We start from the raw sequence: 12,850 nt of genomic DNA, 5'->3' as shown, positions 1-12,850 counted from the left end.
ACAATATCTATCTACCTATCTATTCTGAAAAAAGAACTGAGAAAACGCCTAACGGCCGTGCTTCTCTTGCGCGCAAGAGGAACCGTGCCACGCACAGGACGTGTTTGTTTTCAGTACCTTTGCACTCCCAATACAATTCTCAGAAGGTAAGATGCTAGACAAACTAGAAGCTATCCAACAGCGATTCAACGACGTGGCCGAGCAGCTCACGCAGCCCGACGCCATGAGCGACATGAAACGCTACAAGACGCTTAATAAAGAATATAAAGACCTAAACAAGATTGTTGTTGAATACAAGGCCTACCAGAACGTGCTGGCCAACATCGACAGCGCCAAGGAGGTCATTGCCAACGAGAAAGACGAAGACTTCCGCCAAATGGCGAAAGACGAGCTAGAAGCACTCTACCCCGAGCAAGAGCGCCTCGAAACGGTTATCAAAGACCTGTTGCTGCCCAAGGACCCCAACGACTCGAAAGACGTCATCATGGAAATCCGGGCTGGTGCAGGTGGCGACGAAGCGGCCATTTTTGCCGGCGACTTGCAGCGGATGTACATGCGCTACGCCGAACGGCATGGCCTCAAAATGGATTTGATTGATGCCACTGAAGGCACTTCGGGCGGCTACAAGGAAATTATCTTGGCCGTGAAAGGCGAAGACGTGTATGGCAAGCTCAAGTTCGAGTCGGGGGTGCACCGCGTGCAGCGCGTACCCGCCACCGAAACGCAGGGCCGGATTCACACCTCGGTAGCTTCGATTGTGGTAATGCCGGAAGCCGAGGAACTGGACGTGCAGATCGACATGAACGATGTGCGCAAGGACCTCTTTATGTCGTCGGGCCCCGGTGGGCAGTCGGTAAACACGACGTACTCGGCCGTGCGCCTCACGCACTTACCTACGGGCCTCGTAGCACAGTGCCAGGACCAGAAGTCGCAGCTCAAGAATTTCGACAAGGCACTGCAAGTACTTCGCTCGCGCCTCTACGAAATCGAGTTGGCCAAGAAAAATGAAGTGGAAGGCGCAGCCCGCAAGAGCATGATTGGCGGCGGCGACCGGTCCGACAAGATTCGTACTTACAATTACCCCCAAGGTCGGGTAACCGACCACCGCATCGGGTTCACGGTGTACAACCTAGCCAGCGTAATGGAAGGCAACATCGACGACTTCGTGGAGCAGTTGCGCCTCGCTGAAAGTGCTGAGCGCCTGAAGGAAGGCGTATCGTAATAAAGATGCCGTAAGCTCGTTAGCCCTTAAAAGAACGTCATATTGGCAACCAGATTTTCTATGCGCTTTCTACTCCCGCTGCTACTTGTTTTCTCGGCACTACTTTGCCTGCTGCCGAGCTGCGAGCCGAAGGAAGACTTAGTCACCAAGGACGCTAGCGCCAAGCTGGAATTTTCGGCCGATACCGTGCTCTTCGATACGGTCTTTGCGCAGGTGGGCACCGTGAGCAAGCGCCTGTGGGTGTACAACCGCAACTCCCTGGCCGTGAAAGTCAGTGAGATTCGGCTGGCGGATACGTATCCCGGTACCTATTCGCTGCTCATCAACGGTGACGAAATGCGCGTGGCCAATGACCTGGAAATCCGGGGTAAAGACAGCTTGCTTGTGTTGGTGAAAGCCAAGCTTGGGCCAAGCGCTACCGATAATAAACCTTTTCTGGTGGACGACCAGCTGCTGTTCAAAACCAACGGCAACGAGCAGGACGTGAAGCTGGTGTCGTACGGGCAGAACGCCTACTTCCACGGCCCCGAAGAACATATTACCCGCAACACCACGTGGCCCAAAAACCGTCCGCACGTTATCTATGGCGTGGTAGTAGTCGATGCCGGCGCGACGCTCCGCATTCAACCCGGTACCCGGATTTACTCGCATGCCGGCTCGGCCATCGTGGTGCAGGGCACTTTGCGTGTCAACGAAAATACCAACCCATCGGCGGAGCTTACGCCTACGGATACTGCCACGTTTGTGCGCTTTCAGGGTGACCGGCTAGAGCCTTTCTATGCTGATATTCCGGGGCAATGGCGGGGTATTCAGTTCGACCCGAGTAGTAGCCGTAACAATCTGGTGCGTTTCACTGAAATCAAAAACGCCTCATATGGTCTGCTGATCTTGAACCGGCTCAACGGCCCTCACCCACGGGTAACGGCCGAGAATACGATCCTGCGCAATATTTCTGGGGAAGCCCGCTCCTTCGGTGGTGGTGGTGATGATGGTAGTAGTTTTGAAGGAGCAGGAGTATTCGGTTTCTCCGGCGACTTTGATCTGCGCAATTGCCTGTTCACCAACTGTGGCGAATATGCCGTGCGCGGTATCGGCGGAACGTACACTCTGAACTATTGCACGATTGCCAATTACACCCCACAGTTCCGACGCGAATCAGCTTCTCTCTGGTTCACCAATGAGGTAACTGACAAGCAAACTGCTGTTCCAAACACAGTTCGAGTAACCGTTGATAACTCCATTATATGGGGCTCAATCAAAGACGAGTTGTTCTTTAAAAACGGCGATACATATCGGCCAAATCTGAACATTCAGAATAGCATTTTGCAGACTGATGACTATGCTGGCACTACAGATGTTGGCGACAAGCTAGGTTTTGACAACCGTCGCAATCAAATTGACACTGATCCGAAGTTCAAGAGCACTCCGCTCCGAAGCTTCGGCAATAAGTTCGACTATCGTCTCGATACCCTTTCTCCGGCCAGCAACAAAGGGGTGTTTAACTCGGCAATACCGCGCGACCTCCTCAATAAACCCCGGAGCATAACGGCGCCCGACCTCGGGGCGTATGAACGGGTGAATCCTTAGAGCTGATGATCTACATCCAAAAGCGTTTGCGCTTACCGGCCTTGCGGCGTGGCTTTCATTTAGTTACGGACTTACTAGTTGCAGAACTGCCAGAGCTAGAGCGTATCCGTATGGGTACTGCGCATTTTTTCATTCAGCATACCTCTGCCAGCTTGAGCATCAACGAAAACGCTGATCCTACGGTGCGCGTTGATTTCGAGTCGTATTTCAACCAAGCGGTACCCGAAAATGCCCCGTACTTCCGTCATACACTAGAAGGCCCCGACGATATGCCAGCCCATCTCAAAGCAGCGATGCTCGGCCACGCCGTGAGCATGCCCATTACAAACGGGGAGTTGGCCCTTGGTACGTGGCAAGGCGTGTACTTGGGCGAGCACCGCAACCAGGGAGGCCGGCGCTGGGTAGTTGCGACGCTGATGGGCACAGAATAAATTCAGGTAACAGGCTATTCTTCTAGCCGGACAGTATAAATTTTCGGTTATCAAGCCCGGCCGTCATTGTTTCTCGTATGAGGTAAAAAAGCACTAGCTTTTCGCATCTCATGGAGTCTGCTCTGCTGTCTTTCCGTAAACCTGCCCTTGCGGTCCTGCTGCTCTACGCGGCCTTAGGATTAGTAAGCTGCGAGGCTAAAGGCCCGCCCGCTACCGTTGTTGCTAAGCCCAAGCAGGAACGCCGCCAGCCAGTTGCCGCGCCGCAGCCCGTGGCTCCGAAAGCGTCTTGTACCCTCACCAACGATACATTGGCGGGGCAGCCTTTCGGGATGGAGCCAACTGTGGAAGAGTTACTGAACTCTGGAGCGAAAATAGTAAGCCGCAAGGCGTTTGAAAACCTGCACGAAGCCGGGCAAACGGACACCATTATTACCCTACAGCACCAGGGCAATTTATTTGAGTTTTATCACTCGCCCGAAAAGGATCTGCTTCGGCAAGCCGTCATTACCAACTTCAAACCCGCATACGGGCAGCGTCTGCGCCTGACGCTCAACGAGTCGGCGCGGCAGAGTGGCGGCCCCTGCGGCCAGCTTCGCCTCCGCGACACCGACCATGCCAACATGGTTTCTGCCACCTTCACCGCCGGACAGCCTAGCTTGGCCCGCGTGCAGCCGTACCTGGATTAAGGCCTCCCCTCTTACCATGCCGGAATAGCACTTGTTTACTCTACTATGCGCGTCCGTACGGTGTAGCGCACGGTATCAAACATGACCAACTTCTGAATGCCTTCTACGCTATAGCTCTGCAAACCACGGTTATTTGCCTGAAGTCGGAGCTTCTTCTCAGAGTAGAACAGCGGGTTGTCTTGAATGATGGTAGCTATGATAGATTCGGGACGGTCAGCAGCTTTGGTGACAACTAACTCTTGTACTGACCCCTCAATACCAGACTTTCTTTTGTACGCAGTGCTCGGGCTATTCTGTTGGTTGACCGGCTCTATCTCATACGCGCCGCGTAAAGCAGGCTTGTTGATGTCCGCTTGGTAGAAGATTTGCAACTCTTTGCTCCAATCCGTTTTGGTAACGCGGGTGGTTTCCACGTTGCCGTCGCGCAGGCGCACTTGTTTTTCCACCACGGGCTGCTGGCGGTTGAGTTCAGCTACTTGACTATCTAGAAAGCCTTTAACGTCGAAGTAGTTAGGCTTGCGGTTGGTGGGTACAGGGCGCACGGTTGCATCTTCACCCGGCCCACAGGCCGCAAGTGCCAACAGCACCCCTAGCCGCCAATTGCCTTTACGCACGAGTTGAGGTTCCTTGGGGCTGCAACAAACTCACACCCGTCATGTCGGTGGGTTGCGGCAGGCCCATGAGCGCAAGTACCGTAGGCGCAATATCACCGAGCTTGCCGTCGGCGAGGGTACCGTGGTAATCGTTATCGGCTAAGATGCAGGGCACCAGATTGGTGGTATGCGCCGTATTGGGTGAGCCGTCCGGATTGATCATGTATTCGGCATTACCGTGGTCGGCAATAACGATGCACGCGTAATTGCTAGCCAAGGCAGTCTCTATAACGGCTTTGGCGCAGGCATCCACGGTCTCCACGGCTTTCACTACGGCATCGAATACACCGGTGTGACCCACCATGTCGGGATTGGCGAAATTGAGGACAATGAAGTCGGCTGACTTGGCTTGCAACTCCGGCACTAGTGCGTCGCGCAGGTCGGCGGCGCTCATTTCGGGTTGCAAGTCGTAGGTGGCTACTTTGGGCGAAGGACGCATAAGGCGAGTTTCGCCATTGAATTCAGTTTCGCGGCCTCCCGAGAAGAAGAACGTGACGTGCGGGTACTTCTCAGTTTCGGCAATGCGAATCTGTTTCTTGCCATGAGCCTCCAGTACCGCACCCAACGTATTGTCGAGGTTATCTTTCTCGAAGATGGGGGTTACGCCCGTGAATGTGGCGTCGTAGTTGGTCATGGTGAGGTAATGCAGGTTCAGCCGGTGCATCTGGAAGGCGTTGAAATCCTGCTGCGTCAGGGCCTGCGTGATTTCGCGGCCCCGGTCGGTGCGGAAGTTGAAGCAGATAACCACGTCGCCTTCCTGGATGGTAGCCAGCGGCGTCCCATCTGCACCCACCTTCACGATTGGCTTCAGAAACTCGTCTGTAACTCCTTCCTTATAGGAGTCCTGCATGCTTTGAATCAGGTTCTGCGAAGGGGTGCCTTTGCCGTTCACCAGCAGGTCGTATGCCACTTTCACCCGTTCCCAACGGTTGTCGCGGTCCATGGCGTAGTAGCGGCCTACAATCGAGGCAATCTTACCACTGGCACCGTGCTGCAAGTGCTGCTCTAAGTCATTGACATACGCTACGCCGCCTTTCGGGTCGGTGTCGCGGCCGTCGGTGAAGGCATGGATGAACACCTTGTGCACGTCGGCGTCGTGGGCCAGGGTGCAGAGAGCTTTTAGGTGCTCGATGTGGGAGTGCACGCCACCATCCGAAAGCAAGCCCATGAAGTGCATGGTTTTGCCGCTGGTGCGAGCATACTCAAATGCCTTTTCCAGGGCCGGAATAGAAGCTAGCTTCCGCTCCCGAATGGCTTTGTTGATGCGGACCAATTCCTGGTACACCACGCGGCCGGCGCCAATATTCATGTGTCCGACCTCGGAATTGCCCATCTGTCCATCAGGAAGCCCTACGGCTTCGCCGGATGCTTGCAACTTGCTGTGCGGAAACCGCTGAAACAGCGAATCAACGAAAGGGGTTTGCGCTTTATCAACTGCCGAAACCTCTTTGTTCTTGGCCAGACCCCAGCCATCGAGAATCACCAACAATACCTGCTTGTTCATGGGCACAAAGATAGGCTGTCAGCGCCGTACCAACGGTATTTTATTGTTTAACCTACGTTCGGTGTAAATAACCCGAGGCGTTTGGGCTACGTAGCAGGGGTTGGCATAATTTTCGCGTACCGCATGATGCATTCTATACTCTAAAATGAAACGCATTCTTTTTCAAGCTCTCGTGTGCGGATGGCTACTATTGCTTTCGGCGGTGGGGCAGGCGCAGGGCGACGTATTTGGCTCTATTGGTGGCGCTTTGCGTAATGCTTCTTCCAAAGAACTGTCGCAATACTTTGGCGCAACCGTCGAAATTAGCATTGATGGGGACCGGCAGAGCTACAGTGCCACTCAGGCTGAATTTGTGATGAAAGACTTTTTTGCCAAAACGGCACCTGCCAGTTTCGAAATAGTACACCAAGGTGGCAGTGATGGTGGGATTCCCTACGCAGTAGGTAAATACAAAAGCAAAGACGCCATGTACCGCGTAATTGTGAAGATGCAAAACGCCAATGGTGCTTTGCGAATTGAAAATATGGCTTTCACCAAAGAATAATTGGTCAGCATACTCACATAAACTTCTCTTTGAAGCGCTAAATCAGCTTTGCGACTTGCCTCGCAGTTAAGTTTTCTTTTAACCAAGCCCCTGGCACTGCTATAGTTGTCAGGGGCTTAGTGCGTTTAGAGCCTTTGCGCAACTATAATGGGGTTCGGGTTGGTAACGGCTTAAAGGTTGAGCTTGTATAGGATAACCGCGTAATGAGCCCTTTTCACTATTTTTGCGCCGTGCAAAAACCCTCCTACCTCACCCCCGAAGCATTAACTACTTTCATCCGCACGGCTCTTGCAGAAGATGTAGGCGACGGTGACCATTCTTCCCTAGCCTCAATCCCGGCCGACGCGCAAAAACGGGCCCGGTTGCTGGTGAAAGACGAAGGTGTATTGGCCGGGGTGGAGCTAGCACACCTGATTTTTCGGGAAGTAGACCCAGCCCTGCAAGTAAATCAGCTGCTGGCCGACGGAGCCCGCGTAAAGCACGGCGACGTGGTACTGACTGTGGAGGGCCGCGCTCAAAGCATCCTGACAGCGGAACGGCTGGTGCTCAACTGCATGCAGCGCATGAGCGGTATTGCCACTAACACAGCACACATCTCCACGCTGCTAGCTGGCACCAAAGCCCGCTTGCTCGATACCCGCAAAACCACACCCAACTTTCGGCTGTGTGAAAAGTGGGCGGTGCTCATTGGGGGCGGAGTTAATCACCGCTACGGCCTTTTCGACATGATTATCCTCAAGGACAACCACGTCGATTATGCGGGCGGTATCCGGCAGGCCATAGAAGCCACCCAGGCCTACCTCCGCCAAACAGGTCGGCAACTGCCTATCGAAGTGGAAACCCGCAGCCTGGCGGAAGTGCAGCAAGCACTCGACACTGGGGGAATTAGCCGCATTATGCTCGACAATATGTCACCGGCCCAGCTGCGTGAGGCCGTCCAACTTATTGATGGTCGCTACCCAACCGAAGCCAGTGGCGGCATCACCGAGCATACCATTGCCGAAGTGGCCGCATCAGGTGTCGATTTTATTTCGGTGGGAGCCCTTACACACTCAACTAAAAGTCTCGACCTTAGTTTAAAAGCTTATTAAGTGGTTGAATTGCTGAATGGTTAAATGGTTGACCGTTCATCGAGCCATTACAACATCCAACCATTGAATTTTTCAGCAATTCAACCATCCAAGAAAATGCAACAACCTAATCAACGCGGAGGCTATCGGCAGCAACAGCAGGTACAAGCTGGCTCGCCGTTGGCTATTCGCACTAAAAAACATCAGCTCGACTCCAACCTTTACACCCGCGTTGCCATGGGCCACGTGTGGCGCAAGGAGTGGTGGTTTGCTTTGATTCCGTTTGTGGTGGGCGTACTACCTGCTGCTATTTGGCCCTCGTGGTGGTGGCTGGTATCTGGCTTGGTGCTGACCTTGCTCTACGTATTGCTGCGCTCTTCGCAGATTACGGCTGTCACGCAGATGGAACAAACCAAGCCGTTGTTTGAGCGGATGAGCTACGTTATCGATCAACGGCAAATTGGTTTGATGCAGAACGAGAAGGAAGGCAAAGGCATGGGCGTGAACTGGGAAATGATTGGCCACGTAAAGCGTGAGCCCGACGGGTATTTGCTGTGGTTCCGCAACCAAGATCCACCGGCTGAACTTACTGGGTGGCGTGCCTGGGTGGCTCGTACTTTTGAGACGCCCATGTTCCTGCACGTTCCGTTCAAGGTATTCAACTCGCCCAACGACCAGAAGCTATTCGAATCGATGCTGCGCCGCAAGAACTTGCTGCCCGCCGAAGAAAAAGCGTCGTAGGCTAATCACTTAACAATCCATAAACCAAGAATATGACCAAGCAACTTGTGCTTTCCGCCCTGGCCGTAGCCACGCTTTCCCTAGCCGCTTGCAGCAGCGAGCCTTCCGATTGGCGGCCCGAGAATAAAGTATCGGTGGATATGGTGGAGCCCGGTTCCCGCTCCTCCGACAACTTCGACCAGCATACGGCTGCCGCTGCCGACCAAAGCAAAGGCGGCGCCATTGAGCGCCCAATTAGCTCGCACGTAGACCTAGAAGGCCGGGAGCGGCCTAGTGCTGATGCTAACGTATCGGCAGATGCTAAAAAAGCAGAAGTAACCAAGCGAGCCGAAGACCGTGCGGCGGCGGGCGCGAAGCCAGTAAAGTCTGAAGACGAGCCAGCTCCCGCTGTAAATAAGGCCCAGCCTCACGAATAGGCGTTGCGAAGCATGAAAGGATTTTCCTGGACGCGGGCTGCAATAGCCGTGTTACTAACTGCTGGTACCGGCTTATCAATGGGGTGTGAGAGCAAACCAGCTACTTCTGCAACTGCTCCGGCAGCAGATGGTACTGGCGCAGCTCCGGCTGTAGCAGCTGCCTATATCTGCCCGATGGGCTGCGAAGGCAGTGCTAGCAACGAACCTGGCAAATGCCCGGTGTGCGATATGGCCTTGGAACCAAACCCTGACCATAAGCCGGCGGCACAGTAGCTAGCTGCTTAACCGTAATTGAAGAGGAATCCGAGTAGCAGACGCGCTACTTGGGTTCCTCTTTCTCTTTCAAGAGCGTACTGATATTGTAACTATTTTGTAACATTGTTGCATAATAAGCCCGTACGGTGAGCTAACGCCTACTAGCTGCAACAGCGGTATCGGACTTCTATCTAGTTCAAGCGAGAGATTATTTGGCTTGCAGCTAAAGAAATTTCCCGGGTTATGCAGGCTGACCACATGGTCTCTGTGCCTGCTTTTGTTTGCTTATGTCACAAGTTGCTGCGCCTGAGCCCGAGTGGTTTAGCACCTGGTTTGATTCGCCGTACTACCATCTGCTGTACCGCAACCGGGACTACACCGAGGCAGGTACATTCATTGATACGCTGCTAAAGCACCTGCACCCCAAACCTAACGCGCATCTGCTGGATTTGGCGTGCGGCAAAGGACGGCATGCGCTGCAGTTAAGCGAGCGAGGCTATGAGGTAACCGGGGTGGATTTGTCGGCGGAAAGTATTGCGGCGGCCCGGCAGCAAAGGCACGCGCGGCTGCACTTTCATGTGCACGACATGCGCGACCCGCTGCCGTACGGTCCCTTCGATCTAGTGCTGAACCTGTTCACTAGCTTCGGTTATTTTCAGGACGAGAGCGAAAACGTGGTGGCCCTGCGCAATGCTACGGCGGCTCTGCGACCTAGCGGCAAAATGGTTATCGATTTCCTGAACACGGAACGAACTATTCGGGAATTGGTAGCGCACGAACAGAAAGTAGTGGAAGGCGTTACCTTCCGCATGCATCGCCATCTAGACCGGGACTTCATTGTAAAGGAAATCAGCTTCCAAACCCTTAGTGGTCAAGAGTACCACTATGCAGAACGAGTGCGGGCCCTCACCCTCGAACGGTTCGAGGAGTACTTCTACTTGGCTGGGTTGCGGGTGGCTGAAGTGCTAGGCGACTACCACCTCAACCTTTACGACGTAGAAAGCAGCCCGCGCATGATTTTCATCTTGAAGAAGTAGGTGGCTGAACTACTCGATGCGTGACCGATAGGCTGGGATGCCAAGCACAGCTATCAAATTCTAAAACAACTTTCTCGTTCTTCTATGTGGTTTGCCGTTCTGCTGTTGTTCTGTACTGTGTTGGGAGCCGGCTGGGCTACTCAACTGGTGCCAACAGCCAGTACTACTTGGATGAAGCCGCTGCTCGCTTTTAGCGGCGCTTATCTATTCACACTCACTATCACCCACTTGCTGCCCGAAGCCCTCCTGCTGGTGCCTGGCGATATGCACCGCATTGGCTACTTTGTGTTGGCCGGGTTTTTTGGGCAGTTGGTGCTGGAGGTATTTTCGCAGGGTGTAGAGCATGGGCATGTACATCATCATACTTCACACGCCGGGCACGTACCTTTTCTGCTGTTGTTTTCGCTTTTGGTTCACTCCTTTCTGGAGGGCAGCATCTTGGTAAAGGCGCCTGCCGCCGGCACCGTGAGCGACAATTTTTACGCTATTCTGACGGGGGTGGCTCTGCACCACATTCCGGCCGCTTTTGCGCTGGTAGCCGCCCTGATGCTCCGGCTGGGTAGTTTCCGGCGGGCGTTGCCGTTTCTGGTGCTTTTCGCGCTGGCCGCTCCGATAGGTATCGTCATCAGTAACTACGTGGTACTGGACCAGCTTTTGACTGGAGGACTGTATGCGGCGCTACTTGGCTTTGTGGCCGGCAACTTCCTTCATGTATCTACCACTATTCTGTTCGAAACTAGTCCCGAGCATCGTCTTAACCTTCCCAAGCTAGCCGCTACCTTGGCCGGCACGGCTTTAGCGCTCGGTGTGGAGCTACTGTAGAATAAGAAAGTAGCGGAGCAACTAGGTGATGACATTCAATAAGCGAGCAACTTGCTTGGTTGCTCTGCTACTCCATTGCTCTAAAGCCAGTCGTCGGCGTCGAGGGTGGGTCCGGTGCTGCCTAGCAGGTGCTCGAACTGCCGGGCACGCGCACGCTGGAGCATAAGTTCATGCTGGAGAGAAAGAAGCCGCTGCCGCATGGCCAGCACGATGTCGATGCCTTCTTTGCTTAAGCCTAGCTCGTGCCGCAAGCGGGACAGGCGGGCCAAGTGCTCGGGCTCGTCGTGGATAGTGCCGGTAGCGGAATCAATGCCAAGCAAACCAAGATCTGCGAATTCGCGCAAGTCATTTTCACTCAAACCATAGCGCAAGGCGCAGTCGTGGTAGGTGATGCTGATAATGTGGGTTTTCATAGCGTTTGGGTCACGGGGTTAGTCATTGCGCAGGGCGGCTAATTGCCGAATCAACTCTTTCTCTTTGTCAGTGAGCTGCTGCGGAAGCTGTACTGTCAGGCGGAGGTATAAGTCGCCAAACTGCCCTTCTTTCCGGTACACCGGAAAGCCTTTGCCCCGCAGCCGTAGACGGGTGCCGTTTTGCGTTTCGGGCTTGATGTTGATTTTCACTGGCCCCGACAAGGTATCGACCACCTGCTCGCCACCTAGCAAGGCGCGGTAGAGTGGTACTTGCACTTCCTGCGTGAGGTCGTTGCCGTTGCGGGCAAAGCGTGGGTCGGGCAGTACGCGCAGCGTGATGTAGAGCGAGCCATTGGGGCCTCCGTTGCGGCCGGGGGCTCCTTGGTCGCGCAGCCGGATGGTTTGGCCATCCTCGACGCCCGGATGGATAGTGATGCGTAGGCTTTTACCGCTCACGTTGAGGGTGCGCGGACCGCCGCGGTAAGCATCTTCCAGCGTCAGTTCTAATTCGGCCTGATAGTCGGAGCCAGCTCCGGCGCGGGTACCACCAGAGCGGCCACCCATGTTGCCGAAGATAGAGCCGAAAAAGTCCGAGAAGTCGGCGCCGTCGCCGAAGTCGGCACCGCTGAACCCACCTTGTTGCGCATACTGTGACCAGTCGAAGCCGCCTTGCGCTTGGCCGCGGCCCGCGCCCGCTTGCTGATACCGTTGCCAATCGGTTCCTAGTTCGTCGTACTTGCGACGCTTTTCCTCGTCCGAAAGCACTTCGTTGGCCTCGTTCACTTCCTTGAACTTACGCTCCGCCTCCGGATTGTTGGGGTTCACGTCGGGGTGATATTGGCGGGCCAGTTTGCGGTAGGCTTTCTTGATCTGGTCGGTGGTGGCGTTTTTATCTACGCCCAGCGCCTTGTAATAATCCTTGTATTCCATGCTGGCAAAATAGAGGCAATAAAGACAGAAGCGAAAAACGACATGCTGCCTACGACAACTTTACGAATATATGTTGCGCCATGCCAAGGCAACCCACGAAAAAGCACTCTAGGCCGAATGTAAAACACGCGGCCCCGGCTCGTCTGGGCAAGACAAACCGGGGCCGCGGCAATGCTGTAAGTTGTAGGGCTTTTACTTTTTCGTAGGGTCGTGGCCCCAGTTCATAAGTGAATAGCGCCAGCGGGAGTGTTCAATATCGGAGTCGGGCTTCTGGGCCGAATGGCGGCTAACGTAGCTATGCACTTTGTGCATGTGGGCTTCATCGTCGGGGGTGAGGTCGGCTTGCTTTTTCTGAAGGATACGGATGATATGCTCACCGGATTTGTGCCCGATGCTCTGACCGTCGCCGCTGTCTTGACCCACCGAGTTCGACTCGTCGGTTTTCAGCCATTTCTCTAGCTCAGCAGCGGTCATGTTCACATCCGCTTTGAATTGGGCGTAAATATTGTCGTCGGTTTTGGGCGCTGAACTCATACGTA

At 54.3% G+C, this 12,850-nt stretch carries 16 protein-coding genes; 11 read left to right on the top strand and 5 right to left on the bottom strand.

The annotated features are described in order from the left end of the window. Nucleotides 1-151: 151 nt before the first annotated feature. The 4 genes from prfA to MUN86_RS22365 all read left to right on the top strand — a co-directional run bounded on the left by prfA (nucleotide 152) and on the right by MUN86_RS22365 (nucleotide 3,926). On the top strand, nucleotides 152-1,222 hold the full coding sequence (prfA, locus tag MUN86_RS22380; protein ID WP_245120183.1) for a peptide chain release factor 1: 1,071 nt from the start codon (nucleotides 152-154) through the stop codon (nucleotides 1,220-1,222). Between the two features lie 60 nt (nucleotides 1,223-1,282). After that, nucleotides 1,283-2,809, top strand: a complete 1,527-nt coding sequence (locus MUN86_RS22375) for a hypothetical protein (protein ID WP_245120182.1) — start codon at nucleotides 1,283-1,285, stop codon at nucleotides 2,807-2,809. Nucleotides 2,810-2,814: 5 nt separating this feature from the next. Next, the gene (locus tag MUN86_RS22370) at nucleotides 2,815-3,240 is read left to right on the top strand and encodes a secondary thiamine-phosphate synthase enzyme YjbQ (RefSeq protein WP_245120181.1); all 426 of its coding nucleotides are present in this window, start codon (nucleotides 2,815-2,817) and stop codon (nucleotides 3,238-3,240) included. A 110-nt stretch (nucleotides 3,241-3,350) separates the two neighbouring features. Beyond that, nucleotides 3,351-3,926, top strand: coding sequence for a PDDEXK family nuclease (locus MUN86_RS22365; protein WP_245120180.1), 576 nt, complete (start codon nucleotides 3,351-3,353; stop codon nucleotides 3,924-3,926). A gap of 35 nt (nucleotides 3,927-3,961) precedes the next feature. Here MUN86_RS22365 and MUN86_RS22360 read toward each other — a convergent pair whose 3' ends face one another. Beyond that, entirely contained in the window at nucleotides 3,962-4,540 is a 579-nt protein-coding gene (locus MUN86_RS22360; protein ID WP_245120179.1) for a hypothetical protein, read from the bottom strand. Beyond that, nucleotides 4,533-6,083 carry a 2,3-bisphosphoglycerate-independent phosphoglycerate mutase gene (gene gpmI / locus MUN86_RS22355; RefSeq protein WP_245120178.1) on the bottom strand — a complete coding sequence of 517 codons (1,551 nt, stop codon included), beginning with the start codon at nucleotides 6,081-6,083 and terminating at the stop codon, nucleotides 4,533-4,535. The genes MUN86_RS22360 and gpmI overlap by 8 nt, the downstream gene beginning before the upstream one ends. 145 nt (nucleotides 6,084-6,228) lie before the next feature. On the opposite strand from gpmI, the gene MUN86_RS22350 reads away from it, so the two are divergent. The 7 genes from MUN86_RS22350 (at nucleotide 6,229) to MUN86_RS22320 (ending at nucleotide 10,968) form a co-directional block, all read left to right on the top strand. Beyond that, entirely contained in the window at nucleotides 6,229-6,627 is a 399-nt protein-coding gene (locus MUN86_RS22350; protein ID WP_245120177.1) for a DUF4783 domain-containing protein, read from the top strand. Nucleotides 6,628-6,830: 203 nt separating this feature from the next. After that, on the top strand, nucleotides 6,831-7,718 hold the full coding sequence (gene nadC / locus MUN86_RS22345) for a carboxylating nicotinate-nucleotide diphosphorylase (protein WP_245120176.1): 888 nt from the start codon (nucleotides 6,831-6,833) through the stop codon (nucleotides 7,716-7,718). Between the two features lie 96 nt (nucleotides 7,719-7,814). Continuing rightward, nucleotides 7,815-8,438 (top strand): hypothetical protein, encoded by a 624-nt coding sequence (locus MUN86_RS22340; RefSeq protein ID WP_245120175.1) that lies wholly within the window; start codon nucleotides 7,815-7,817, stop codon nucleotides 8,436-8,438. Nucleotides 8,439-8,470: 32 nt separating this feature from the next. Continuing rightward, nucleotides 8,471-8,854, top strand: a complete 384-nt coding sequence (locus tag MUN86_RS22335) for a hypothetical protein (RefSeq protein WP_245120174.1) — start codon at nucleotides 8,471-8,473, stop codon at nucleotides 8,852-8,854. A 12-nt stretch (nucleotides 8,855-8,866) separates the two neighbouring features. Continuing rightward, a complete protein-coding gene (locus MUN86_RS22330) occupies nucleotides 8,867-9,127 on the top strand; it encodes a heavy metal-binding domain-containing protein (protein WP_245120173.1) in 261 nt (86 codons plus the stop codon). A gap of 269 nt (nucleotides 9,128-9,396) precedes the next feature. Beyond that, nucleotides 9,397-10,146: a class I SAM-dependent methyltransferase gene (locus MUN86_RS22325; RefSeq protein ID WP_245120172.1), complete on the top strand. Its 750-nt coding sequence runs from the start codon at nucleotides 9,397-9,399 to the stop codon at nucleotides 10,144-10,146. An 84-nt stretch (nucleotides 10,147-10,230) separates the two neighbouring features. After that, a complete protein-coding gene (locus MUN86_RS22320; RefSeq protein ID WP_245120171.1) occupies nucleotides 10,231-10,968 on the top strand; it encodes a ZIP family metal transporter in 738 nt (245 codons plus the stop codon). 80 nt (nucleotides 10,969-11,048) lie between these two features. Here the strand turns inward: MUN86_RS22320 and MUN86_RS22315 are convergent, their stop codons facing one another. The 3 genes from MUN86_RS22315 to MUN86_RS22305 all read right to left on the bottom strand — a co-directional run bounded on the left by MUN86_RS22315 (nucleotide 11,049) and on the right by MUN86_RS22305 (nucleotide 12,845). Further along, nucleotides 11,049-11,381 (bottom strand): MerR family transcriptional regulator, encoded by a 333-nt coding sequence (locus MUN86_RS22315; RefSeq protein ID WP_245120170.1) that lies wholly within the window; start codon nucleotides 11,379-11,381, stop codon nucleotides 11,049-11,051. An 18-nt stretch (nucleotides 11,382-11,399) separates the two neighbouring features. Then, on the bottom strand, nucleotides 11,400-12,311 hold the full coding sequence (locus MUN86_RS22310) for a DnaJ C-terminal domain-containing protein (protein WP_245120169.1): 912 nt from the start codon (nucleotides 12,309-12,311) through the stop codon (nucleotides 11,400-11,402). Nucleotides 12,312-12,503: 192 nt separating this feature from the next. Continuing rightward, on the bottom strand, nucleotides 12,504-12,845 hold the full coding sequence (locus MUN86_RS22305) for a DUF3140 domain-containing protein (RefSeq protein WP_245120168.1): 342 nt from the start codon (nucleotides 12,843-12,845) through the stop codon (nucleotides 12,504-12,506). Nucleotides 12,846-12,850 lie beyond the last annotated feature (5 nt).

It is taken from the genome of Hymenobacter volaticus (assembly GCF_022921055.1).
Classification (GTDB): Bacteria; Bacteroidota; Bacteroidia; order Cytophagales; family Hymenobacteraceae; genus Hymenobacter; species Hymenobacter volaticus.
This window is presented reverse-complemented; position numbering and strand designations above follow the sequence as displayed.